Here is a 22,968-nt window from a genome sequence, read left to right on the forward strand (position 1 = left end):
AAAAACAACAACATTCTCATGTTGCAGTGCTCGATTGCAATCGATTGCAATAAATTCTTATTCGTTCAATAATGACGTACCGGCTCAGCCAGCGCGCCACGGCATGCGGCGGCCAGTACCCATAACAAGCGGATACCTCGATGTATCGGCATACAACACTGGAGACAAAATGAACGCACATACTGCTCAACGCGGCTGCATGGCTGCCGCCGTCGCCCTGGCCATGCTGCAACTGGGCGCCGCCCACGCGCAATCGGCCGCCGACACCGCCAGCGCCGCTCCCGCCGATGGCCTGAACCTGGAACGCATCGTGGTCACGGGTACCACCGGCGGCACGTCCAAAATGAAATCGAGCAATTCCGTCAGCAGCATGGAGCTCGACACCATCCTGCACAACGCGCCGACCAGCGCGGCCGAAGTCCTGCGCTCGGTGCCGGGCTTGCGCGCCGAATCCTCGGGCGGCGAAGGCAATGCCAACATCACCGTGCGCGGCCTGCCCATTTCCGCTGGCGGCGCGCGCTATGTGCAGATCCAGGAAGACGGCTTGCCCGTGCTGCAGTTCGGCGACTTCAATTTCACGACGCCCGACAGCTTCGTCAAGATCGATTCCACGCTCGACCACCTGGAAGTGGTGCGCGGCGGTTCGGCTTCCACCCTGGCCACCAATTCGCCGGGCGGCATCATCAATTTCATCAGCAAAAATGGCAAGGAGAAGGGCGGCAGCGTGGCCATCAGCCGTGGCCTGGGCTATGACCAGACGAGGGTCGATTTTGATTACGGCGCGCCGGTTTCGGAGCGCACGCGCTTCTTCATCGGCGGCTCCTGGCGCACGGGTGAAGGTATCCGCCACAGTGGCGTCAACAGCGAAAAAGGGGGCCAGCTCCGCGGCAATGTCACGCATGAATTCGACAGCGGCTTCGTGCGCCTGTCGTTCAAGCACCTCGACGACCAGTCGCCCACGGCCTTGCCCGTGCCCGTCAGCGTGCGCAATGGCCGCATCGGGGAAATCGCCGGCATCGACCCGCGCCAGGCCAGTTTCTATTCGCCGTACTGGGTGCCCGACACGGTGCTGAACAAGGATAACCAGCGCGTGGCCACCCGCGTCAACGACGGCTTGCACGTCAAGAGCGATACCGTGGGCCTGGAAGCGTCGTTCAAGCTGGGGCAGGGCTGGAGCGTGAGCGAAAACTTCCGCTACGCCGACAATTCGGGGCGCTTCACCGGCGTCTTCCCGTCGAATAATGGCAGCGACGGCAGCTATGTGTTTGCCAGCGGCCCGAACCAGGGCAAACCCTACATCGATCGCGCGTTTTCCGCCGTGGTGTTCAACACCTCGATCGACGACGCCAGCAACACCCTGAGCGATACCAAGCTGGCCAAGACCTTTGTGCTCGACAGCGGCAAGCTGACCACCACGGCCGGCCTGTATTTGTCGCAGCAAAAGCTGGGCCTGACCTGGAACTTCAATGAATACCTGATGCAGGCCACGGGCGACCAGCCGGCGCTGCTGCAGACGGCGAGCGGCACGCCAGGCTATATCGGCCCGGCCTTCGGCGCCTGCTGCTCGCGCGCCGTCGACATGGAATACCGCACGGTGTCGCCGTATCTGAACCTGGCCTGGGAGAGCGGTGCGCTGAATCTCGACGGCGGCCTGCGGCGCGACCGCCAGCATGCGAGCGGCACGGCCAACCAGGCCACCGGCGCGCAAGCGTATCTGCCGTCGACGGTGCAGCAGGTCGACTACACCTTGGGCCACACCTCGTACTCGCTGGGTGCGAACTACAAGCTGCAGGGGAATCTGGCCGTGTTTGCCCGCGTCAGCGAAGGCGTGGCCTTCAATGCCGACCGCATCCTGTTCGGCACGCCGCTCGATGGCAGCGTACCGGTAGCCATCAACACCGTGCGCCAGCTCGAAGGCGGCGTGAAATGGCGGCGCGGCCCCCTGAGCACCTTCGTCACCGTGTTCCAGGCCAAGACGAAAGAAAGCAATTACGAAGCGACCACCCAGCTGCGTACGGCCAACAGCTATGAGGCGAAGGGCGTGGAACTGGAAGCGGCCTACAGCGCCGGCGACTTCCGCATCAATGGCGGCCTGACGTTCACCGATGCCGAGATCACGGGCACGGCGGCGGCCGACGTGGCGCTGATCGGCAATACGCCGCGGCGCCAGGCGCGTGTCGTGTACCAGATCGCGCCCACCTATGAATGGGGGCAGGCTACCCTGGGCGCGAGCCTGGTCGGCACGGGCAAGTCGTGGGGCGACGATGCGCACACGATCACCTTGCCCGCCTACCAGGTGCTCAACGCCTTCGTCAATTACCAGCTCACGCCGCAGATGCAGGTGGCGCTGACGGCGAACAATCTGCTCGACAAGATCGGCTATACGGAAGTCGAGGGCGACGGCCATGCGGCCCGCTCGATCACGGGGCGCGCCGTCAAGGTCAGCCTGAAATACGCATTTTAAGCAAGGATAGGATTCATGATGTCGATACGCAGCCCCCTGGCGCGCCTGCTGGCGCCGCTCCCCACGCACTTGCGCGACGATGCGGCGCGCCGCTATGCGCGCCAGGAGGCGGTCTTGCTCGACCGCCTGGGTAGCCTGTATGGCCAGCGGCCGGACTTCCTGCCCTGGCTGGGCGACCTGATGGAAAGCGTGGGGCGGCTGTACGCGGCGCGCGCCCCCGAGCTGCGGCGGCAGGATGCGCAGCGCGAAGCGCAACCGGACTGGTTTGCCAGCCAGTCCATGCTCGGTTACAGCGCGTACGTGCAGCGCTTTGGCGGCAGCTTGCAGGGCGTGGCGGCGCGCATTGCCCACCTGCGCGAACTGGGCGTGACGTATCTGCACCTGCTGCCGTTCCTGCGTCCGCGCGCCGGCGAAAGCGATGGCGGTTTTGCCGTCGCCAGCTTCGAGGAAGTCGATCCCGCGCTGGGCAGCAATGCCGACTTGCTGGCGTTGACGGCGCAGCTGCGCGCGGCCGGCATCAGCCTGTGCTCGGACCTGATCCTCAACCACGTGGCCGACGACCATGCGTGGGCGCTGGGCGCCAAGGCCGGCGATCCGCTGCTGCGCGATTTTTTCCACACCTATCCCGACCGCGTGCAGCCGGACCGCTACGAGCGCACCGTGGGCCAGGTCTTCCCGCAGGCGGCGCCCGGCAATTTCACGTTCGTGCCGGAGCTCGAGCGCTGGGTCTGGACCACGTTTTACCCGTACCAGTGGGATTTGAATTACGCCAATCCGGCCGTCTTCGCGGCCATGGCCGGCGCCATGCTGGGCCTGGCCAACAAGGGTATCGAGGTGTTCCGCCTCGATTCGACGGCCTTCCTGTGGAAGCGCGAAGGTAGCGATTGCATGAACCAGCCCGAAGCCCACAGCCTGCTGCAGGCGTTGCGCGCGATCGCCGCCATCGTCGCGCCGAGCGTGCTGCTCAAGGCCGAAGCCATCGTGCCCACGCCCAAGCTGCCCGCCTATTTCGGCAGCGATGCGGCGCCTGAATGCCATATCGCCTATCACAGCAGCCTGATGGCCGCCGGCTGGGGCGCGCTGGCCGAGGAAAGCACGGATTTGCTGCAGCAGGTGATCGCCGCCACGCCGCCGCTGCCGCCGGCCGCCAGCTGGCTCAGTTATGTGCGCTGCCACGACGACATCGGCTGGAACGTGCTGCTCAACGAAGCGGGCGCGAACGGACCGGCGCGCCTGGCGCGCATCGCGCAGTTTTTTGCCGGTGCGCCCGGCAGCTATGCGCGCGGCGCCGCCTTCCAGAGCAGCAGCGCCGACAAGGCGCATGGCAGCAACGGCATGGCCGCTTCGCTGACCGGGCTGGAAAGCGCCGCCACGGTGCAGGAGCAGGAATACGCGCTGCGGCGCCTGCTGCTGCTGCATGGCCTGGCCTTGAGCTTTGGCGCCTTGCCCGTGCTGTACATGGGCGATGAACTGGGCATGACCAACGATCACAGCTACACGCAGCGGGCCGACCGGGCGATGGACAGCCGCTGGCTGCAGCGTCCCGCGTTCGACGACAGCCTGCTGGCATGGCGCCACGATGGTGTGAGCGCCAGCGGACGGCTGTATCTGGCGTTGCGCCAGCTGGTCGACGTGCGCCGGCGCTTGCCGGCCCTGGCCGCCGCCGCGCCGCGCAGCGTGCTGCCCGCCGATACGCCGGCCGTGCTGGCGCTGTTGCGCGGCGACGCGTTTCTCAACCTGAGCAATTTCAGCGGCGCCAGCCAGCGCTACACTTTACCCCCGGGCGAATGGCGCAACAGCCTCGATGGCAGCGTGCTGTCCGGCACGGTGGGCTTGCAGCCCTGGCATATGCTGTGGTTGGAAAGGGAACCAGCATGAGCGATGCCGGCGCGCACCGTCCGCATCTGTCGTTCTGGCAGATCGTCAACATGAATGTCGGCTTTTTCGGCATCCAGTTCAGCTTTGGGCTGCAGCAAAGCAGCATGAGTCCCATCTACAAATACCTGGGCGCCGACGAGGCGAGCCTGCCCTACCTGTGGCTGGCCGGCCCCATGACGGGGTTGCTCGTGCAACCATTGATCGGCGCCATGAGCGACCGCACGGTGACGCGCTGGGGCCGCCGCACGCCGTATTTCCTGATCGGCGCCATCCTGTGCAGCCTGGGCCTGCTGGCCATGCCGTTCAGCCCCACCCTGTGGATGGCGGCCAGCCTGCTGTGGATACTCGACGCGGCCAACAATGTGACGATGGAGCCCTACCGCGCCTTTGTCAGCGACAAGCTCGACAAGAAGCAGCACTCGCTGGGTTTTCTCACGCAAAGCGCGTTTACGGGACTGGGACAGACACTGGCTTACCTGACGCCGTCGTTGCTCGTCATGCTGGGCATGAACAAGGATGCCGTCAATGGCAGCCATATCCCGCACATCGTCATCGCCGCCTTCATGATCGGCGCCGTGTTCTCGCTCGCCTCGGTGTTGTGGACCTTGAAGACGACGCCGGAAAACCCGCTCACGGCGGCCGAGCTGGCGGCCATTCGCAGCCGTCCGCCGGGCTGGCGCCACACGCTGGCCGATATCGGCGCGGCCTTGCGCGACATGCCGCCGACGATGAAGCAGCTGGCCCTCGTCAACCTGTTCCAGTGGTACGCCATGTTCTGCTACTGGCAGTACATCGCGCTGTCGCTGGCGGCCACCCTGTTTCACACGACGGACCCCGCGTCGCAAGGTTTTCGCGACGCGGGCCTGTTGAACGGGCAGGTGGGCGCCTTCTACAATTTCGTCGCCTTTGTCGCCGCCTTCGCGCTGGTGCCGTTCACGCGCCGCTTCGGTCCCAAGCGCATGCACAGCGTGTGCCTGTGCGCGGCCGGCGTGGGCATGCTGGGCATCCCGCTGATCCACAGCCCGGCGCTGCTGTTGCTGCCGATGCTGGGCGTGGGCCTGGCCTGGGCCAGCATCATGGGCAATCCCTACATCATGCTGGCCGGCTGCATTCCGCCCGAGCGCACGGGTGTCTACATGGGCATTTTCAATATGTTCATCGTCATCCCGATGATCATCCAGATCTTCACCTTGCCGCTGTATTACCGCAGCTGGCTGGGCGGCAATCCGGAAAACGTCATCCGGCTCGCCGGTGCCCTGTTGCTGTGCGCGGCGGTGGCCGTACTGTTCGTCAAGCTGCGCCCGCCGCAGACCGGCAAGGCTTGACGGCAGGCGAAAAAAAACCGGCGCTGCCGGTTTTTTTTATCTGCCTCGAAGAACAATTACTCTTCGATCGCCATCTGGCTTTGCAGGTAGTTCTGGATGCCGACCTTGGCGATCAGGTCGATCTGCGTTTCGAGCCAGTCGATATGCTCTTCCGTGTCTTCAAGGATCATCAGGAACAGGTCGCGCGAGACGTAGTCGCCCGCTTTTTCGCTGATGGCGATGCCTTCCTTGACGGTGGCGTGCGCGGCGCGTTCCAGCTTCAAGTCGCATTCCAGCATTTCCGGCGTGTTCTCGCCGATCAGCAGCTTGTGCAGCGCTTGCAGGTTAGGCAGGCCGTCGAGCATCAGGATGCGGTCGATCAGCTTGTCGGCGTGTTTCATTTCGCCGATCGATTCTTCGTATTCCTTCTTGCCCAGCTTTTCCAGGCCCCAGTGCTTGTACATGCGCGCATGCAGGAAGTACTGGTTGATGGCCGACAGTTCGTTGGTGAGCTGTGCGTTGAGCATGCGGATGACTTCTTTATCGCCCTTCATGGGATTTCCTTTGTTCTGTGTCGTGTTCGATGATGAAACCGCAGGCTGCTGGCGTTCACTGCCGGGTGGCGTTGGCTGCCTGGTGGCGCGCAGGTTGCCGGTTTCGCTATGCCCGCATGATAGCGCAAAATGCCGGCGATTTCCGGTGCTAAACGGCATTTTTCCGTCTTTTTAACGTAAATATCGTGCGAATAAAACCCATTCTCAAATGGATTGCTCACTTGCGCCGTTTTTTATTTGTTAAGGAAAATGAAGGCCATTCTCATTCGCGTTTCCAGCGCTGTTTTGCCGCCGCTGGCGCGCGTGCATGGCCGCGCTGAAAAGGCGCGAAATGTTGGTCCGTTCTTGCTTTTCTGCCTTCTTGGCCGACGCCGGCGATGCGATAATCGGGCAGCGATATTTACTGAAAAAGGATAGCAAGATGATGCTGCATATACCCGGCGTGCTGACGCCGGAACAGGTGACGCAGTTTCGCCAGCGCCTGGCGCAGACGGACTGGGTCGACGGACGCGCCAGCGTCGGAGCGCAAGGCGCGCAAGTCAAGCGCAACCGCCAGCTGGCCGAAGGTTCGCCGCTGGCGCTGGAGCTGGGCGAGATCGTCAGCCGCGCGCTGATGGCCAATCCGCTGTTCTTTGCGGCCGTGCTACCGCTGCGCATCCTGCCGCCATTCTTCAACAGCTATGCGGGCGGCGAGCACTATGGCTTGCATATCGACGGCGCCATCCGCACGCCGAAAAACGGCATGCAATCGATGCGCGCCGACGTCTCGTCGACCGTATTCCTGAGCGAGCCGGACGAGTACGAAGGCGGCGAGCTGGTGGTGGTCGATTCCTACGGCACGCATGAAGTGAAACTGCCGGCCGGCGACGTGATCGTGTATCCGTCGAGCAGCGTGCATCAGGTGCTGCCCGTCACCAGCGGCGAGCGTATCTGCTCCTTCCTGTGGACGCAAAGCATGGTGCGCGAGGACTGGAAACGCAGCATGCTGTTCGAGCTCGATCAGAATATCCAGAGCGTGCGCGCGGCGCATGGCGATTCACCGGCGACGGTGGGACTGACGGGGCATTATCATAATTTGCTCAGGATGTGGGCGGAGATGTAAGGCTGGGGTCAGACCCCCGGCGACGTTGGCGCTGAACTGGGCGTTGGCGGTGTTGAGGGTCTGACCCCATAGCAGGCAAAAAAAAGTCTGCCTGGCCCGGGGATGTAGGCTGGCAGACTGAAACAAGCAAATCGCTTGACTAAAACGGGCGCAAAAAAGCAAGCAGGGCACAGGGTGCGGTGCTTGCGGGCTGGCAGCGGCCCAAGGGCCGCCGGAAGGCTAGCTCAGTTGGAAGGTCAGCGGTACTAAAACGTAGACGGGCACGGGCTTGCCGTTTTCGATCATCGGCTTGAACAGCGCGCGCTGCGCGGCCTGGCGGCCTGCTTCGTCGAGGTTGTTGTAGCCGGTCGATTTCTGGATCAGGATTTGCTCGGGCAAGCCTTTTTCATTGATCAGGATGCGCAGCACGACGGTGCCGCTTTCGCCCAGACGGCGCGACAGATTCGGGTAGATCAGTTGCGGCGCCTTGATGTATTCGACGCTGCTGACGGTGCGCGGTGTCGAAGGTGCTGGCGGCGTCGGCGATGGTGCCGCTGGCGCTGTTGGTGCGGCGGTGGCGACAGGTGCCGCTTCGGCGCGCGTCGGCTGCGGCGGCGTGATCGTCGGTTCGCTTGGCGCCACGGCGATCAGCGGCAGCGGCGGGATCACGGCGCGCGGCACGGGCGCGCTCAGTTCCACGGTTTTCGGTACGGACGGCGCCGGCGGTTTCGGCGGCGCCGGCGGGGCGATGATGCTGATGGTCGTGATGGTCGGCATGGCCGCCGTGACGACGCGGTTCAAGAGCCCGCTCTGGATCGCGTAAAAGCCGGCGATATGCAGGACGACGATGGCCATCAGCGGCGCGAATTTGTTGCGCTTCTTGTCGAAGTCGGCAAATTGCTGCACGGCCTGCACCGTTACGGGCGGGGGCATCATCGTCATGGCATTCATCGCTTTCTTAGTTTGTCAGTACAGCTCGCATCAATACGGTTTCTTGCAGCGCCACGGTGGCGTTCAGGTGATCGTTCAGCACTTCCCGCGCGAAGGTGTGGCATTTGCCGCAGCAGGTGGCCACGCCCAGGTCGCGGCGCAGTTCGGCCATGCTGGACAGGCCAAGATCAACGGCTTGACGGATTTCACGATCAGATATGTTGTTGCAGACACATACAATCATTGATACACCTTCTGGCTGGAGGATGAACAGACACTAGTGCTTGGAAGCATTGTTGCTAGTGTTTTAATGAGAATCATTATCATTACGTTTCATTGTCGCGCAAAGTGCGGGACAATGCAAGCGATTTTGATCAAGTGTGCGGCAGTTGGCGGCCTGGCGCGGCGCATCGATATGCCATTTCTTCGGATGGCGCAGCCCTTGATGGGGGCGGCTCTCCGGGCTAAATAAAAACTATTCGCATTCATGTTTATAATGCTGGTATTGTCTCGGACGGTCGCCGTCTGGACATATTGAAAGGCCGCTTGTCGGTAATGCGCAACAGTTGCGTTTTACCTCACAACACCCACGTCAAACACGATGCGCCACGCGCAGCAGTCTGTCCCCGGTGTTCTTAATTTGAACGGAATTTGCTCATGACTCTAGTTCCACCCATGATGACGCTCGACGCGCTGGCAGTTGGCCAGAGCGGCACGGTGTTGCATATCACGCCCCACACGGCAGGACAGACGGAGGACGGCGTCGACCTCGTCCGCCGCCTGATGGAGCTGGGATTCGTTCCCGGCGAACGCATCCGCATGCTCAAGCGCGGCATTCCCGGCGGCGATCCGCTGGCCATCAAGGTGGGCAATGCCACGTTCGCGCTGCGCCGCTTCGAAGCGGCGCTGATTACGATTCAACCGCTGCTTCAACCGGAATGACCATGGGTGCTGTCGAAACAATCGTCGATGCGGGCGTGCACAAGCCGCCGCATCAGCCACAAATTGCCTTGCTGGGCAATCCGAACTGCGGCAAGACCGCCCTGTTCAACCGTTTGACGGGCGCACGCCAGAAAGTGGCGAACTACGCCGGCGTCACCATCGAGCGCAAGGAAGGCCATTTCACGTCGCCCGCCGGCAAGCCCGTGCGCGTGCTCGACCTGCCGGGGGCCTACAGCCTGTCGGCCACCACGCCCGATGAAGCGATCACGCGCGACGTAGTGGGCGGCCTGCGCCGCGGCGACCCGCGTCCGGACGCCATCATCTGCGTCGTCGACGCCACCAATTTGCGCCTGAATTTGCGCCTGGTGCTGGAAGTCAAGCGCCTGGGCCTGCCCATGCTGCTGGCGCTGAACATGACGGACGTGGCGCGCAAGCGCGGCATGGTCATCGACACGGCCAGGCTGTCGCAGGAACTGGGCATGCCCGTAGTGGAAACCATCGCGGTGCAGCATGATGGCGAAAAAGCCCTGCTCGACGCCATCGACGCCATGCTGCCGCTGCCGGTGGTGGAAGCGAAACCGCTGGCGGCCATCGATGCCGTCAGCGTCGAAGAAACCCAGCGCGAAGTGCGCCGCATCCTGGCCGCCGTCAGCAACGACACGCGCGACAGCGGCAACCTGACGGAAAAGATCGACGACGTGGTGCTGCACCCCGTTTTCGGTCCCATCATCCTGGCCGTGCTGATGTTCCTGATCTTCCAGGCCGTGTTTGCCTGGGCCGCCACGCCGATGGAAATGATCACCGATGGCGTGGGCCACCTGGGCGCCCTGCTGACGGCAAACATGCCTGACGGCCACCTGAAAAGCTTGCTGGTGGAAGGCATCATCGGCGGCGTCGGCAGCGTGCTGGTCTTCCTGCCGCAGATCCTGATTTTGTTCTTCTTCATTCTGAGCCTGGAAGACTGCGGCTACCTGCCGCGCGCGGCCTTTTTGCTGGACCGCCTGATGGGCGGCGTGGGCCTGTCGGGCCGCGCCTTCATCCCGCTGCTGTCGAGCTTTGCCTGCGCCATTCCCGGCGTGATGGCGGCGCGCACCATCCAGAATCCGCGCGACCGCCTCGTCACCATCATGATCGCGCCGCTGATGACGTGTTCGGCGCGCTTGCCCGTATATGCGCTGATCATCGCCGCCTTCATTCCGGAACGCCAGGTGTGGGGCTATTTGAGCCTGCAAGGCCTGGTGCTGTTCGTCCTGTACTTTGCCGGCATCATCTCGGCCATGGCCGTGGCATGGGTCATGAAGCGCAGCATGGGTGTGCGCGGCAACCAGCCGCTGCTGCTGGAACTGCCGGCCTACCACTGGCCGCATTTGCGCAACCTGGCCGTCAGCCTGTGGGAGCGCGCGAAGATCTTCCTCACGCGCGTCGGCACCATCATCCTGAGCCTGATGATCATCCTGTGGTTCCTCAGCACCTTCCCCGGCCCGCCGGACAACGCGATCCACCCGCCGATCTATTACAGCCTGGCCGGCATCCTGGGCCGCGGCCTGGAAGTGATCTTCGCGCCGATCGGTTTCAACTGGCAGATCTGCATCGCGCTGGTGCCGGGCATGGCGGCGCGTGAAGTTGCCGTCGGCGCCTTGGGCACCGTGTATGCGCTGTCGCAAACGGGCGACGCGCTTGCCACCACGCTCGAGCCGCTGATCGCCCATTCGTGGTCGATGGCCACCGCGCTGTCCCTGCTGGCCTGGTATGTATTCGCGCCGCAGTGCCTGTCGACCCTCTCCGTGGTGAAACGCGAGACGGGCGGCTGGCGCTATCCGCTGCTGATGGCCGGCTACATGTTCGCCCTGGCGTATGCCGCCTCGTTCATCACGTACCGCATCGCCCTGATGCTGGGCGCTTAGGAGAAAAGCATGTGGCAAACCCTCATCGTCGCCCTGATCGTCGCAGCCGCGCTGCTGCATTTTTCGACCAAGTACCTGCCGGCCGGCGTGCGCCGCGCCATCGTGCGTGGCCTCGTGCGCTGCGGCCTCGATGAGGCGAAGATGTCGACCTTCTTCAAGGTGGCGCCCGGTTGCGGCAGCGGCTGCGGTTCCTGCGGCTCCTGCGACAGCCCGCCGCCGCCGTCCGCCACGCCACCGGCCGACGGCAGCAGCAAGCGCGTGATCCTGATGCAGGTGCAGCGCTAGGGCTTGTATTTCAGTGTAGCCACGGGCGCGCCTGTGGGCTACACTGGGCTTTCCGCATGGCAAGGAGTGGCAATGGCGATACTGTTGATCTTCATGTTTCTGTTTGCGGTCGCCACCTGGCTGCTCGCCAGCCGGCGCGGCCGCCACGGGGGACTCTGGTTCGGCATCGGCCTGTTCCTCGGTCCGTTTGCCTTGCTGGCGGTGGCGGCCCTGCCGCCCGTTGCGCCAAGCTGAATGAAAAAAACCCGCGCATGCGGGTTTTTTTACGTCTGCAGCGCTGCGCTTACGCTTTGCCGGCCAGCTTGTCGACCACCGGTACCAGCGCGGCCGGGCGGCAGCCGAAGGCGGCCAGGCGGCCTTGCGCGTCGGGCGCCAGGTCCAGGTCATACGGCAAACGGCCTGCCACCAGCCACAGTCTGTCGTGCGGCAGGGCTTTGACCAGGCGGCGCTGGCCGCCGACGAACATGGCGTTATACGTTTGCAGCACGATCTGCCGCGCGCCTTGCGCAAAGGCGATGGCTTCATTGACTTCGTCGTCCAGCGCCTCGGCCGACAAGGCATACTCGCGTACGTCCAGGCCCGCTTCGAGCAGCGCCGGCAGCATCGAGCTGCGCGCTTCCTTGTTGCGGCCCAGCGCCACTTCGTCGATTTCGCTGCGCGAGCGCACTTCCACCGTCAGCAGGGTCACGGGCAGGCTGGCATCGAGCGGGCGGTAGTCGCCCTGCACGCGCAAGGCGGCCTTTTGCAGCAGCTGCGACAGGGCCATGGCGGCCGGCTGCATCAGCGCCGGCGGGGTGACGGGGCGTGTGCGCCAGTCGCGCACGGCGCGGTTGCGCTTGAGTTCCGCCACGCGCGCGCAAGCCGCGTCGATGCGGGCGATGGCAATGTCGCCGCGCTCCACGGCGGCGATGACGGCATCGATGGCGGCCGTCTGCTGCGCTTCGCGGTGCGAGATGAGGACGATGTCGGCGCCAGCCTGCAAGGTGGCGATGGCGCCCTGGGCGATGCCGATGCCGTCGGCAATGGCCGCCATCTCCAGGCAGTCGGTGATGACGACGCCCTGGTATTTCAACTCGCCGCGCAGCAGGTCCGTCAGCACGCCTTTCGACAGGGTAGCCGGCACACTGGTATCGGCCTCGAAAGCGGGGAAGACCACGTGCGCCGTCATGATGGCATCGACGCCGCCGGCAATGGCCGCGCGGAACGGCGCCAGTTCCACGGCGCGCAGGCGTTCCTTGTCGTGCGGGACCAGGGCCATGGCGTAATGCGTGTCGGTGGCCGTGTCGCCGTGGCCGGGGAAGTGCTTGGCCGTGACGGCCACGCCGCTGGCGCGCTGGCCGCGCATGGCTGCCATGCCGTAGTCGATGACGGTGGCGGCATCCTCGCCATACGCGCGCACGCCGATGACGGGGTTGTTGCGGTTGTTGTTCACATCCAGCACGGGCGCGAGCAGCATATTGATGCCCACCTGGCGCATTTCATCGCCGCTGATCTGGTTCATGCGTTCGCAGTCGTCGATGGAGCCGGCCGCCTGGAAGGCCATCGCCGCGGGAATCGGCGTGACCCCCTGTTCGATGCGCATCACCATGCCGCCTTCCTGGTCGATGGAGATCAGCAGCGGCGTGTCGGACACTTCCGCGTTGATCTCCTGCAGTTCGCGGCACAGGGCCGACACTTGCGCGGGCGTATGCACGTTGCGGCGGAACAGGATCACGCCGCCCACCTTCTTTTCGCGTATCAAGGTCTTGATATGCTCGTCCGCCTGCAGGGCGTCGAAGCCCACCATGAATAGCTGTCCTACTTTCTCGCGCAAACCCTGTTCCATGCTGCAACTCCTCCGGTATTCATTCTGATGACGACAAGTCCGTATTCTGGCCCCTGGTGACGCGTCTGGACAATCACCGGAAAAGCTGCCTTGGTTTTATACTTATTTTGGTATTGTATTGGATTTGGATATTTGCGCAAGTGGTTATTAAGTGGTATTGCTCCACTTGCGCAGCCGCGCTGTCAATCGAGGCGCTGGAACGAAGCCGATTGCGCCTTTGGCCAGTACAAGCCGAACACGGGCGGCAATTGCGGCAACTGGCTCGGGTCGAGCAGCTGGCCCGCTTCCAGGAACGGCAGCAGGGCCGACGCCAGTTTCACCTGGTTCGGCGAAATGCGCCGCACCAGATGGTGCGGGCGCAATTCCTGCGGGTGCGCCAGGCCGGCGGCGGCGATCAGTTCGGCCAGCGCCTTCATGGTGTTCTGGTGGAAGTGCGCCACGCGGGCGATCTTGTCGGGCACCACCAGCGCGCGCTGGCGCTGCGGGTCTTGCGTGGCCACGCCCGTGGGACAGCGGTCCGTGTGGCAGCTTTGCGACTGGATGCAGCCCAGCGCGAACATGAAGCCGCGCGCCGAATTGCACCAGTCGGCGCCCAGCGCAAGCAGGCGGGCGATGTCGAAGGCCGTGATGATCTTGCCCGAGCAGCCGATCTTGATCTTCGCGCGCAGATTGGCGCCCACGAGCGTGTTATGCACGAGCACCAACGCTTCCTGCAGCGGCGTGCCCACGTGGTCCGTGAATTCCAGGGGCGCGGCGCCCGTGCCACCTTCGCTGCCGTCGACGACGATGAAGTCGGGCGTGATGCCCGTTTCCAGCATGGCTTTGACGATGGCGAAGAACTCCCACGGATGGCCGATGGCCAGCTTGAAGCCCGTCGGCTTGCCGCCGGAGAGCGTGCGCAGGCGGTCGATGAAGTGCAGCATTTCCAGCGGCGTGGAAAAGGCGCTGTGCGCGGCCGGCGAGACGCAATCCTCGCCCACCATCACGCCGCGCGTGGTGGCGATCTCGATCGTCACTTTCGGCCCGGGCAGCACGCCGCCGTGGCCCGGCTTGGCGCCCTGCGACATTTTCAGCTCGATCATTTTCACTTGCTCCGAGCTGGCGTTGGCGATGAAGCGTTCTTCCGAAAATGTACCGTCCTGGTTGCGGCAACCGAAGTAGCCGGAGCCGATTTCCCACACCAGGTCGCCCCCGTTTTCGCGGTGGTAGGGGCTGATGCTGCCTTCGCCCGTGTCGTGCATGAAGCCGCCGCTGCGCGCACCGCCGTTCAGGGCCAGGATGGCGTTGGCCGACAGGGCGCCAAAGCTCATCGCCGAGATATTGAAGACGCTGGCCGAATACGGCTTTTCACGTGGGCAGTCCGGATGGTTGCCGATCTCGATGCGGAAGTCGTGGCCCGTTACCTTGGCGGGCGCGATGGAATGGTTGATCCATTCGTAGCCCGCTTCATACACGTCGAGCTGGGTGCCGAACGGACGCTTGTCCGTCTGCTCCTTGGCGCGCTGGTAGACGATGCTGCGCTGGCTGCGCGAGAACGGCGTCGCTTCGCTGTCGCTTTCCAGGAAATACTGGCGGATTTCGGGGCGGATGCTCTCAAAAAAGAAGCGGAAATGCGCGAGGATGGGGTAATTGCGGCGCAGGGCGCGCTTCGTTTGCAGCAGGTCGCTGATGCCGACCAGGGTCAGCGCACCGGCCAGCACGGGCAGCCAGTAATGATCGTAGTAAAACAGGGACAGGACAAAGATGGCTGCCGTCGCAATGAAGGTCAGGTAGCGAAATGGTACTAGGTGCATGGGCACTCCGGTGAAGTCAGACTGGTAACTGTCGAGTCTACCTTCGATTCGCCGAACGTGCTGGAGGGAAAGAAAGCGGCGCCCGGTGGACGCCGCGTGAAGACTTAGCGCTGTGCGGCGCGGATACGCTCGACACGCTCTGCGCTGGCCGGATGGCTAGACAGGTAGGGCGTGCCGTGATCCAGCTTGCCCAGGGCGACAAACACTTGCGCCAGGTGTTCCAGTGGAATAGCGTTCTGGCGCAGCATGGCGATCGCGTAGTCGTCCGCCTCGCGCTCGACGTCGCGCGAATACTTCAAGTCCAGCAGCAGCGGCGGCAAGGTCGCCACCACGGTCGACACGTCGCCGAACAGCAGCGCCGCGCCGGCGCCCACGGCCGACGTCTGGATCAGGCGGCGCGTCAGGTGGCGCTGCTGCAAATGGCCCAGTTCATGCGCCAGCACGCCCATGATGGCATCGTCGTCCGGCATCAGTTCCACCATTTCATCGGTCAGCACGATGTCGCCGGACGGCAGGGCGAACGCGTTCGGACCGATCTTGCTCTTGCGGAAAACGATGCGGTGCTCGGGCGTGCTGTCGCCGGGCGTGGCCAGGCGCGCGAACCGGGCGCGCAAGGCTTGCTGGCGCGCGTCAGCGAGCTTGCTTGCCTCAAACACGTGTTCGTCGAGGAAATCGAGCACGCCCTGGCCCAGCTGGCGCTCGACGGACTGGGGAATCGCATACGCGACCCCCTTCGCCACGACCGGCAGCAGGTACTGATAGCTGAGCCACAGGGCCAGCACGGTGGCGACCGTGGCCAGCAGGGCGCCGCGCCAGCTTTGCTGCAGCCGCACCACCCAGCCGTCGCGGTGGCCCGTGTCATGCAGCACGGCGTTGAAGGCCGCCTGGTCGGCGATTTCCAGGTAGGCGCCGTCGGGAAAGCTGACCTTGCGCACGGCATGGCTGCTGCGTTCGGACACGTGCAGCTCGCCCAGCGGACAGCTGCGCTCGATATCGCCGGCCAGCACGGCCATGCCATCGCGCACGCTGAGCGTGACGTGGTACAGGCGCGAGGTCTGGCCGTCGAAATAGCGCGCGGGCACGGGGGCCGCGCCCGGCGCTTGATTGTCGAGCGTCATGTTACAGCGACAGGTCGAAGTCCAGCAGGTCGACCATGCCTTCGCCCGTGGCCGACACTTGCTCGCCGGTGGCGGCGACAAAGGCGTCGAGGCTGCCGTGCACCAGCATCGAAGTCGCTTCCAGGCGGTACTTCAGCCAGCGCACGTGGGCGAATGGCGAAAACAGGCCCAAGGTGACGACGATGCCCAGCAGGTTGGTCAGCATGATGAAGGTGGTGCGGCCCCACGTCAGCTGCGACTGGAACTGGTGCTGCTGCAGGCGCGTATGGTTCCAGATCAGGTTCTGGATCATGGTCAGGAACAGCGGCAGCACGATAAAGGCCCAGGCATACAGGGCGGCCACGGCGCCGAAGATGCTGCCGGCCTTGGTGACATCGTTGGCATCGGTGGCAAACGTGGCGAAGACGCTGGCGAAGACGACAAAGATCAGGACCAGGAAACCGGCCAGCAGCAGGGCGAAGAACAGCAAATAGGTTTTGTAGAAGCTGCCGACCGAGGCGTCGAAGCTGAAGTTGCTGCTGCCGAAGCGGCTTTGCGTGTGCTGGAAGCGCTTCAGGCGCTGGTGCAGGAACGGCGTCATCAGGCCAGCCGTGAAGGTATTGAGGATGGGCAGCCACAGGAAGTATTTGTAGGCTTCTTTGGCGCTGCCGTCAAAGCCGAAGCGGATGCCGCGGTAGCTGGTGTTGTACAGCTTGAATTGCAGGCTTTTCCACACCAGCCATGGCAGCACGGCCATCATCAAGACGAGCATGATCAGGCCGATGATGGGCGAGATCTGGAAGGCGATGTTGTAGCCGCCGATCAGCACGACGGCCGCGATGCGGCCCTTCAGGATGGCCACGGCATTGCCATGGTATTCGAAGCTGCTGCCAGCCAGGTGGGTGCTGGAATAGAAATAGCGGTTGCGGCGCACCTTGGCCCAGGCGGAGTAAATGCCCAGGGTGACGATGCTCAGCAGCAGGTTGACGATCCAGATGCGGAAGTATTCGCTGCCCGTGGCGCTGAAGGTGATGGCTTCGCGCTTGGGCGTGGTGTTGTTGGTGTCGAAATCCACAGGGGGTTTCCTTACTTATTGGAAACAAAACAAGATAAGGGAAGATTGAAAAGTTATCAATTGAAAATACTGTTTTTCGCAATTTTTTTGCAGATTCCCTTGCGCCGCCCCGATCCGGCCGTCCCGGCTATACTGGAACTCAACCATCGCTTAACGGGAAAACCATGATCGTCGTCCATCATCTGAACAATTCGCGCTCGCAGCGCGTGCTCTGGCTGCTCGAGGAACTGGGCCTCGATTACGAGGTCAAGCGCTACCAGCGCGACCCGAAAACCATGCTGGCGCCCGCCTCGCTGAAGGCCGTCCATCCGCTGGGCAAGTCGCCCGTGATCACGGATGGCGCCAACACCATCGCCGAATCGGGCGCCATCATCGAGTACCTGGTCGAGCGCTACGGCAATGGCCGCTTGATCCCGGCGGCGGGCACGCCGGAGAAGCTGCGCTGGACCTACTGGCTGCATTTCGCGGAAGGCTCGGCCATGCCGCCGCTGCTGATGAAGCTGGTATTCGACAAGGTCGAATCGTCGCCGATGCCGTTTTTCGTCAAACCGATCGCGCGCGGCATCGCCAGCAAGGTCAAGAGCAGCTTCATCCTGCCCAATATCGACAGCCAGCTGGCTTACATGGAAGCGGAGCTGGAGAACAGCAAATGGTTTGCCGGCAATGAATTCACGGCGGCCGACATCCAGATGAGCTTTCCACTGGAAGCGGCGGCCATGCGCGGCGGACTCGACGAGCGCCTGCCGAAGCTGACGGCGTTCCTGCAGCGCATCCATGCGCGGCCAGCCTACCAGCGGGCGCTCGAACGTGGCGGGCCCTACGATTTCGCAAAGTAAAATGATGAGTGCGGAAGATGGCATGCAAGGAAATTAATATTACTTTTTCATATTATTTTGCTATAGAATATTTTCCTTCATGCAACCATCTAACCGCGCTGCGATGCGCTCCTTCCATGCTCAAAAGAATAACGCTTGTTTCCGCCCTGATGCTGCTATTCACGGGATGCGCAATTAAACAGACAGTCAAGCCGGTGGAGCATTTCGCCAGCAAGGAAGTATGCATTCTGGATAACCCCGATGTGCGAGTCGGGTTTATTACGTCGTACAAGCGAGCGCTCGAAGGCAAGGGATATATCGCCCGTCAACTGCCGCCTACCGCATCGATCATCGAATGCCCCCTGACGTCCACCTACACGGCAAACTGGCGTTGGGATCTGGCGATGTACATGAATTATGCGAATATTAAGGTGTACAACAATGGCAAAGTGGTGGGCGAAGTCGTATACGACGCCAAACGCGCCGGCATGAATACGGCGAAGTTCATCGATGCGGATCAAAAGATTGGCGAGTTGGTCAATCAACTCTTCCCAGGCGGCGCGGGGATGTGAAACTGCTTTCGGAGCGGCCCATACGGTAAAATGATCGATTCAACCAGTATCCATTTACCGCATGGCCAGACTCCTCGCTATCGACGGCTTGAATATCGTACGCCGCGTCTACGAAGCCAGTCCTGAACCCGATTCCGACCTGAAGGCGGAGATCGCGCTGCGCCATGCGCTGTCGTCGTTCCGCACGCTCATCAACGACCACGAGCCGACGCATATCCTGCCGGCCTTCGATTTCGGCGGCCCGACCTGGCGCCACGCCCTGTATGCCGGTTACCGCGAGGGACGCCAGCCCATGCCGCAGGTGCTGCGCGACGCCTTGCCCGGCTTTTACGCCACCCTGGTCAGCTTCGGCATGCACGTGGTCAGCATTCCTGAGGTCGAGGCCGACGACGTAATCGGCACGGCCGTCATGCGCTGGCTGCACGAGGGGCGCGGCGCAGCCGTCATCGCCACCACCGACAAGGATTTGCACGGTCTGATCGCCCACGGCGCGCTCGTGTGGGACCACTTCAAGGGTGTCTGGCACGACCACGCCTGGGTCGAGAAAAAGTTCGGCGTGCCGCCGGAACTGCTGCCCGACCTGCTGGCGCTGATGGGCGACGTCACCGACAGCATCCCCGGCGTGTCGAAGATCGGCCTGAAGACGGGCGCAAAACTGTTGCGCGCCTACGGCAATATTGACGCCGTGATGGCCGGCGCGGGCATTTTACCGGGCGCGCTGGGCGAAAGCCTGCGAAAAGAGCGGGAAATACTGTATCTTTCAAGAAAGTTAGTTGCGCTCAAGACCGACGTGACCTTGGGCGTCACCTGGAACAAGCTGGTGTGGGAAAAGTAAAGCGCCAGGCAAGAACAATCAAGCAAGGGAAGTAAATCATGATGTTAAAGACAGTCCTGATCGATAGCAGCGCCGTGGCGCGCGGCCTGCTGAACACGGTCCTGACCGATGGCGGCTACGATGTCTGCGGGCAGACGCATACGAGCGCGCTGGGGCTGGCGCTGCTGGTCAAGCACCATCCGCATTTCGTCTGCATCGCGCGCGAGCAGGTGGAAGACGGGACCAACGTGGTGCAGACCATCCGCGCCCAGTATCCGAAGACGCTCATTTTCATGGTCTCGGGCGGCATCGACGCCACCTCGCTGCAGGCGGCCCACGCCATGGGCGTGTCGGGCTTCATCGTGAAACCGTTCATGGCCGACACGGTCCTGAAAACCGTGCGCAATACGGTGATCGCCATGGTGCGCAAGCAGCAGGCTTTGGCCGCCGCCGCGCAAGGCAATAGTTAGACGCCAGCCAGGCCCGTCGCGCTGGCGATGATGCCGCCGCCGAGGCACACGTCGCCGTCGTACAGCACGGCCGACTGGCCAGGCGTGACGGCCCATTGCGCCTGGTCGAAGGCCAGGCCGAAGTGTTCATTCCCATCCGGCAGCAGCTGGCAAGCCACGTCGGCCTGGCGGTAGCGCGTCTTGGCGCTCAAGGCGCCCGCCTGCGGCGCCGTGCCGGCGACCCAGCTGGCCTGGTCGGCCGTCAAGGCCGGCGACAGCAGCCACGGGTGGTCATGGCCCTGCACCACCCACAGGGTGTTGTTGGCGATATCCTTGCGCGCCACATACCAGGCGTCGCTGCTGCCGTCCGCGTTCTGGTACGACTTCACGCCGCCGATGCCGATGCCCTTGCGCTGGCCCAGGGTATAAAAACTCAGTCCCACATGTTCGCCCACGGTCTTGCCGTCGGCCGTTTTCATCGGACCCGGCTTGTACGACAGGTAGCGGTTCAAGAATTCGCGGAACGGGCGCTCGCCGATAAAGCAAATGCCCGTCGAATCCTTCTTCTGCGCGTTCGGCAGCGCCAGTTTTTCAGCGATCTTGCGTACTTCCGTCTTCGGGATTTCACCGAGCGGAAACAGGGTTTTCGACAACTGCGCCTGGTTCAGCCGGTGCAGGAAGTAGCTCTGGTCCTTGCTGGCGTCGACGGCTTTGAGCAGTTCATAACGGCCCGCATCGGTCGGCGCCTGGCGCACGCGCGCATAGTGGCCGGTGGCGATCAGGTCGGCGCCCAGGGTCATGGCGTGGTCGAGGAAGGCCTTGAACTTGATTTCGGCGTTGCACAGCACGTCCGGGTTCGGCGTGCGGCCGGCCTGGTATTCGCGCAGAAAATCGGCGAACACGCGGTCCTTGTATTCGGAGGCGAAATTGACGGCTTCGATATCGACGCCGATGACGTCGGCCACGCTGGCCGCGTCGATCCAGTCCTGGCGCGTGGAGCAGTATTCCGAATCGTCGTCATCTTCCCAGTTTTTCATGAACAGGCCGATGACTTCATAGCCTTGTTCCTTCAGCATCCATGCCGCGACCGAGGAATCGACCCCGCCCGACATGCCGATAACGACTTTCTTCTTGCTCATCTTGCTTTCCAGTGTACTTTAGATAATGTTGCTATGCGCTATTGAAAACGGACGCATGCGTGTGCAGCAGGGCCAGCGGCGCGCGCCTGCCAGCCAGGTATTCGTCCACGCACTGCAGCACCAGCGGGCTGCGGTGGCGCTCCTGGCACGCGGCCAGCTCGTCGCGCGTCATCCACAAGGTGCGGATGATGCCTTCGTCCAGCGGGCGGTCATGCTCGGCGCCGGCCGTGCCGCAAAAGGTGAAGCGCAAGTAGGTCACGTCCTCGCCCGTGCGCAAGGACTGATAGCGCGACATGTACATGCCGACCAGTGCCGTGGGGATGAAATCGTAAGCCGCTTCTTCCAGCGTTTCGCGGATCACCGCCTGCTCCAGCGACTCGAACGGGTCGAGGTGGCCGGCCGGTTGATTGATCTTGATGCCTTCGCTGGTCTCTTCTTCAATCAGTAAAAACAGGCCGTCGCGTTCGACGATGGCGGCAACGGTGACAGAGGGTTTCCAGATTCTCGGCATGATTCCATCCTTGAAAGAGCCGACATTTTATCTTGTTCTGCGCGCGCGGTTTGAAGCCGGCCTTTTGTTGCGCGGACATATTGATAAATGACAACGTTTTAGCAAATAGCGGTGGGAGGTACTTACGTCTGTCCCGGGGAGCGCACTAGCATGGGGGCTTAGTCGGCAAGAGGGCAGCAAGCGCCCGCTAATATAGGCTTTCCCTGTGGTCAAAACAAGCGCGTACGCGTGCTCGACTGTGGTGAGATTGACACACCTTTCCCACAATATGGTCGCCATACCGCATGGCGGAACAAGGATTGGTATTACGGGTAAATTAGTGTCGTACGACTAAAAGTTGCTGCTTCACAAACGTTTAACGCGCTGCTTTCCGTGTTAGATTCTAGTCAGTTTATCAATTAGCGGAGGCATCATGAGGATAGGCATACCGGCCGAAACACGGCCTGGTGAAACGCGGGTGGCGGCAACGCCCGAGACAGTCAAGAAGCTGGCAGCCAAGCATCAAGTCGTCGTGCAGTCCGGAGCGGGCCTGCAAGCCTCGATTCCCGACGACGCCTATGCCGCCGCCGGCGCGCAGATCGGCACCGCCCAGGAAGCCTATGGCTGCGCCATCGTGCTCAAGGTGCGCGCGCCCGATGCCGATGAACGGGCCCTGATGGCCAGCGGCACGGTGCTGATCGGCATGTTGAACCCGTTTGACGCGGACAATATCGCCGCCATGGCCACGGCCGGCCTGTCCGCCTTCGCCCTGGAAGCCGTGCCGCGCATCACGCGCGCGCAGTCGATGGACGTGCTGTCCTCGCAGGCGAACATCGCCGGCTACAAGGCCGTGCTGGTGGCTGCGAATACCTATCAGCGCTTCATGCCGATGCTGATGACGGCGGCCGGCACCGTCAAGGCGGCCCGCGTGCTGATCATGGGCGTGGGCGTGGCAGGACTGCAGGCGATCGCCACGGCCAAGCGCCTGGGCGCCGTCATCGAAGCGTCCGACGTGCGCCCGCCCGTCAAGGAACAAGTGGAGTCCCTGGGCGCCAAGTTCCTCGACGTGCCTTTCCTCACCGATGAAGAAAAAGAGATCGCCAAGGGTTCGGGCGGCTATGCGCGCGCCATGCCGGCCGACTGGATGCGCCGCCAGGCCGAACTCGTGCACGAACGGGCGAAACTGGCCGACATCATCATCACCACCGCGCTGATTCCCGGCCGCGCCGCGCCCGTGCTCATTTCCGAAGAAACGGTGAAAGCCATGAAACCGGGCTCCGTCATCGTTGACCTGGCCGTCGAGCAGGGCGGCAATTGCCCGCTGTCGGAACTGGGCAAGACGGTGGTCAAGCACGGCGTCTACATCGTGGGCGAGCCGAACCTGGCCACCCTGGTGGCGGCCGACGCTTCGGCCCTGTATGCGCGCAACGTGCTGGACTTCTTGAAGCTCATCATCGACAAGGACGATCAATTGCTGATCGACCGCGAGGATGAAATCATCAAGGCCAGCCTGGTTTGCGCAGGCAATGACATCCTCAGAAAATAACGCGGTGCCGG

22 protein-coding genes are annotated in these 22,968 nt (G+C 63.0%); 13 read left to right on the top strand and 9 right to left on the bottom strand.

What is annotated here, in order from left to right; genetic code table 11:
• Positions 1 to 169: 169 nt before the first annotated feature.
• Genes SKZ59_RS00325 through SKZ59_RS00335 form a run of 3 tightly spaced genes read left to right on the top strand, consistent with a single transcriptional unit; the run spans position 170 to position 5,667 of the window.
• The gene (locus tag SKZ59_RS00325) at positions 170 to 2,464 is read left to right on the top strand and encodes a TonB-dependent receptor (RefSeq protein ID WP_319990484.1); all 2,295 of its coding nucleotides are present in this window, start codon (positions 170 to 172) and stop codon (positions 2,462 to 2,464) included.
• Between the two features lie 15 nt (positions 2,465 to 2,479).
• Complete coding sequence (locus SKZ59_RS00330) at positions 2,480 to 4,342, top strand: alpha-amylase family glycosyl hydrolase (RefSeq protein WP_319990485.1); 1,863 nt, start codon at positions 2,480 to 2,482, stop codon at positions 4,340 to 4,342.
• Positions 4,339 to 5,667: an MFS transporter gene (locus SKZ59_RS00335; RefSeq protein ID WP_319990486.1), complete on the top strand. Its 1,329-nt coding sequence runs from the start codon at positions 4,339 to 4,341 to the stop codon at positions 5,665 to 5,667. The genes SKZ59_RS00330 and SKZ59_RS00335 overlap by 4 nt, the downstream gene beginning before the upstream one ends.
• Positions 5,668 to 5,723: 56 nt before the next feature.
• Here SKZ59_RS00335 and bfr read toward each other — a convergent pair whose 3' ends face one another.
• On the bottom strand, positions 5,724 to 6,200 hold the full coding sequence (bfr, locus tag SKZ59_RS00340; protein WP_034745609.1) for a bacterioferritin: 477 nt from the start codon (positions 6,198 to 6,200) through the stop codon (positions 5,724 to 5,726).
• A gap of 421 nt (positions 6,201 to 6,621) precedes the next feature.
• Here bfr and SKZ59_RS00345 point away from each other — a divergent pair, with 421 nt between their 5' ends.
• Positions 6,622 to 7,302 (top strand): Fe2+-dependent dioxygenase, encoded by a 681-nt coding sequence (locus SKZ59_RS00345; protein ID WP_058048040.1) that lies wholly within the window; start codon positions 6,622 to 6,624, stop codon positions 7,300 to 7,302.
• Between the two features lie 219 nt (positions 7,303 to 7,521).
• Here the strand turns inward: SKZ59_RS00345 and SKZ59_RS00350 are convergent, their stop codons facing one another.
• Positions 7,522 to 8,223, bottom strand: a complete 702-nt coding sequence (locus tag SKZ59_RS00350; protein ID WP_319990487.1) for an energy transducer TonB — start codon at positions 8,221 to 8,223, stop codon at positions 7,522 to 7,524.
• Between the two features lie 16 nt (positions 8,224 to 8,239).
• A complete protein-coding gene (locus SKZ59_RS00355; protein WP_319990488.1) occupies positions 8,240 to 8,455 on the bottom strand; it encodes a bacterioferritin-associated ferredoxin in 216 nt (71 codons plus the stop codon).
• Positions 8,456 to 8,868: 413 nt separating this feature from the next.
• Here SKZ59_RS00355 and SKZ59_RS00360 point away from each other — a divergent pair, with 413 nt between their 5' ends.
• The 4 genes from SKZ59_RS00360 to SKZ59_RS00375 all read left to right on the top strand — a co-directional run bounded on the left by SKZ59_RS00360 (position 8,869) and on the right by SKZ59_RS00375 (position 11,576).
• Positions 8,869 to 9,153 carry a FeoA family protein gene (locus SKZ59_RS00360; RefSeq protein WP_034745614.1) on the top strand — a complete coding sequence of 95 codons (285 nt, stop codon included), beginning with the start codon at positions 8,869 to 8,871 and terminating at the stop codon, positions 9,151 to 9,153.
• Between the two features lie 2 nt (positions 9,154 to 9,155).
• On the top strand, positions 9,156 to 11,057 hold the full coding sequence (feoB, locus tag SKZ59_RS00365) for a ferrous iron transporter B (protein WP_319990489.1): 1,902 nt from the start codon (positions 9,156 to 9,158) through the stop codon (positions 11,055 to 11,057).
• 9 nt (positions 11,058 to 11,066) lie between these two features.
• The gene (locus SKZ59_RS00370) at positions 11,067 to 11,342 is read left to right on the top strand and encodes a hypothetical protein (protein ID WP_070302856.1); all 276 of its coding nucleotides are present in this window, start codon (positions 11,067 to 11,069) and stop codon (positions 11,340 to 11,342) included.
• Positions 11,343 to 11,414: 72 nt separating this feature from the next.
• Positions 11,415 to 11,576: a hypothetical protein gene (locus tag SKZ59_RS00375; RefSeq protein WP_157814699.1), complete on the top strand. Its 162-nt coding sequence runs from the start codon at positions 11,415 to 11,417 to the stop codon at positions 11,574 to 11,576.
• Between the two features lie 49 nt (positions 11,577 to 11,625).
• Here the strand turns inward: SKZ59_RS00375 and nagZ are convergent, their stop codons facing one another.
• From nagZ to SKZ59_RS00395, 4 genes are all read right to left on the bottom strand, one after another.
• On the bottom strand, positions 11,626 to 13,167 hold the full coding sequence (gene nagZ / locus SKZ59_RS00380) for a beta-N-acetylhexosaminidase (protein ID WP_319990490.1): 1,542 nt from the start codon (positions 13,165 to 13,167) through the stop codon (positions 11,626 to 11,628).
• 182 nt (positions 13,168 to 13,349) lie between these two features.
• Entirely contained in the window at positions 13,350 to 14,960 is a 1,611-nt protein-coding gene (locus SKZ59_RS00385) for an FMN-binding glutamate synthase family protein (RefSeq protein ID WP_072457277.1), read from the bottom strand.
• A 104-nt stretch (positions 14,961 to 15,064) separates the two neighbouring features.
• The gene (locus tag SKZ59_RS00390) at positions 15,065 to 16,078 is read right to left on the bottom strand and encodes a M48 family metallopeptidase (RefSeq protein ID WP_319990491.1); all 1,014 of its coding nucleotides are present in this window, start codon (positions 16,076 to 16,078) and stop codon (positions 15,065 to 15,067) included.
• 1 nt (position 16,079) lies between these two features.
• Entirely contained in the window at positions 16,080 to 17,132 is a 1,053-nt protein-coding gene (locus SKZ59_RS00395; protein WP_319990492.1) for a YjgN family protein, read from the bottom strand.
• A gap of 164 nt (positions 17,133 to 17,296) precedes the next feature.
• Here SKZ59_RS00395 and SKZ59_RS00400 point away from each other — a divergent pair, with 164 nt between their 5' ends.
• From SKZ59_RS00400 to SKZ59_RS00415, 4 genes are all read left to right on the top strand, one after another.
• A complete protein-coding gene (locus SKZ59_RS00400) occupies positions 17,297 to 17,968 on the top strand; it encodes a glutathione S-transferase (protein WP_319990493.1) in 672 nt (223 codons plus the stop codon).
• Between the two features lie 17 nt (positions 17,969 to 17,985).
• A complete protein-coding gene (locus SKZ59_RS00405) occupies positions 17,986 to 18,519 on the top strand; it encodes an Sbal_3080 family lipoprotein (RefSeq protein WP_219328102.1) in 534 nt (177 codons plus the stop codon).
• Between the two features lie 61 nt (positions 18,520 to 18,580).
• The gene (locus SKZ59_RS00410; RefSeq protein WP_319990494.1) at positions 18,581 to 19,354 is read left to right on the top strand and encodes a 5'-3' exonuclease; all 774 of its coding nucleotides are present in this window, start codon (positions 18,581 to 18,583) and stop codon (positions 19,352 to 19,354) included.
• 41 nt (positions 19,355 to 19,395) lie between these two features.
• Positions 19,396 to 19,803 carry a response regulator gene (locus SKZ59_RS00415; RefSeq protein ID WP_289907367.1) on the top strand — a complete coding sequence of 136 codons (408 nt, stop codon included), beginning with the start codon at positions 19,396 to 19,398 and terminating at the stop codon, positions 19,801 to 19,803.
• Here SKZ59_RS00415 and mnmA read toward each other — a convergent pair.
• Both mnmA and SKZ59_RS00425 read right to left on the bottom strand, forming a co-directional pair.
• Positions 19,800 to 20,921, bottom strand: coding sequence for a tRNA 2-thiouridine(34) synthase MnmA (mnmA, locus tag SKZ59_RS00420; protein WP_034745634.1), 1,122 nt, complete (start codon positions 20,919 to 20,921; stop codon positions 19,800 to 19,802). The two genes, SKZ59_RS00415 and mnmA, sit on opposite strands and share 4 nt — an antisense overlap.
• Positions 20,922 to 20,952: 31 nt before the next feature.
• Positions 20,953 to 21,432, bottom strand: coding sequence for an NUDIX hydrolase (locus SKZ59_RS00425; RefSeq protein WP_034745637.1), 480 nt, complete (start codon positions 21,430 to 21,432; stop codon positions 20,953 to 20,955).
• A gap of 412 nt (positions 21,433 to 21,844) precedes the next feature.
• Between SKZ59_RS00425 and SKZ59_RS00430 the strand changes: the two genes are divergently transcribed.
• Positions 21,845 to 22,957 carry a Re/Si-specific NAD(P)(+) transhydrogenase subunit alpha gene (locus SKZ59_RS00430; protein ID WP_319990495.1) on the top strand — a complete coding sequence of 371 codons (1,113 nt, stop codon included), beginning with the start codon at positions 21,845 to 21,847 and terminating at the stop codon, positions 22,955 to 22,957.
• Positions 22,958 to 22,968 lie beyond the last annotated feature (11 nt).

This window comes from Janthinobacterium sp. GMG2, from assembly GCF_033949445.1.
Lineage (GTDB): Bacteria > Pseudomonadota > Gammaproteobacteria > Burkholderiales > Burkholderiaceae_D > Janthinobacterium > Janthinobacterium aestuarii.

Coding starts and splice junctions, on each gene's coding strand:
- SKZ59_RS00325 (WP_319990484.1), top strand. CDS start 170: ATGAACGCACATACTGCTCAACGCGGCTGCATGGCTGCCGCCGTCGCC.
- SKZ59_RS00330 (WP_319990485.1), top strand. CDS start 2,480: ATGATGTCGATACGCAGCCCCCTGGCGCGCCTGCTGGCGCCGCTCCCC.
- SKZ59_RS00335 (WP_319990486.1), top strand. CDS start 4,339: ATGAGCGATGCCGGCGCGCACCGTCCGCATCTGTCGTTCTGGCAGATC.
- bfr (WP_034745609.1), bottom strand. CDS start 6,200: ATGAAGGGCGATAAAGAAGTCATCCGCATGCTCAACGCACAGCTCACC.
- SKZ59_RS00345 (WP_058048040.1), top strand. CDS start 6,622: ATGATGCTGCATATACCCGGCGTGCTGACGCCGGAACAGGTGACGCAG.
- SKZ59_RS00350 (WP_319990487.1), bottom strand. CDS start 8,223: ATGACGATGATGCCCCCGCCCGTAACGGTGCAGGCCGTGCAGCAATTT.
- SKZ59_RS00355 (WP_319990488.1), bottom strand. CDS start 8,455: ATGATTGTATGTGTCTGCAACAACATATCTGATCGTGAAATCCGTCAA.
- SKZ59_RS00360 (WP_034745614.1), top strand. CDS start 8,869: ATGACTCTAGTTCCACCCATGATGACGCTCGACGCGCTGGCAGTTGGC.
- feoB (WP_319990489.1), top strand. CDS start 9,156: ATGGGTGCTGTCGAAACAATCGTCGATGCGGGCGTGCACAAGCCGCCG.
- SKZ59_RS00370 (WP_070302856.1), top strand. CDS start 11,067: ATGTGGCAAACCCTCATCGTCGCCCTGATCGTCGCAGCCGCGCTGCTG.
- SKZ59_RS00375 (WP_157814699.1), top strand. CDS start 11,415: ATGGCGATACTGTTGATCTTCATGTTTCTGTTTGCGGTCGCCACCTGG.
- nagZ (WP_319990490.1), bottom strand. CDS start 13,167: ATGGAACAGGGTTTGCGCGAGAAAGTAGGACAGCTATTCATGGTGGGC.
- SKZ59_RS00385 (WP_072457277.1), bottom strand. CDS start 14,960: ATGCACCTAGTACCATTTCGCTACCTGACCTTCATTGCGACGGCAGCC.
- SKZ59_RS00390 (WP_319990491.1), bottom strand. CDS start 16,078: ATGACGCTCGACAATCAAGCGCCGGGCGCGGCCCCCGTGCCCGCGCGC.
- SKZ59_RS00400 (WP_319990493.1), top strand. CDS start 17,297: ATGATCGTCGTCCATCATCTGAACAATTCGCGCTCGCAGCGCGTGCTC.
- SKZ59_RS00405 (WP_219328102.1), top strand. CDS start 17,986: ATGGCATGCAAGGAAATTAATATTACTTTTTCATATTATTTTGCTATA.
- SKZ59_RS00410 (WP_319990494.1), top strand. CDS start 18,581: ATGGCCAGACTCCTCGCTATCGACGGCTTGAATATCGTACGCCGCGTC.
- SKZ59_RS00415 (WP_289907367.1), top strand. CDS start 19,396: ATGTTAAAGACAGTCCTGATCGATAGCAGCGCCGTGGCGCGCGGCCTG.
- mnmA (WP_034745634.1), bottom strand. CDS start 20,921: ATGAGCAAGAAGAAAGTCGTTATCGGCATGTCGGGCGGGGTCGATTCC.
- SKZ59_RS00425 (WP_034745637.1), bottom strand. CDS start 21,432: ATGCCGAGAATCTGGAAACCCTCTGTCACCGTTGCCGCCATCGTCGAA.
- SKZ59_RS00430 (WP_319990495.1), top strand. CDS start 21,845: ATGAGGATAGGCATACCGGCCGAAACACGGCCTGGTGAAACGCGGGTG.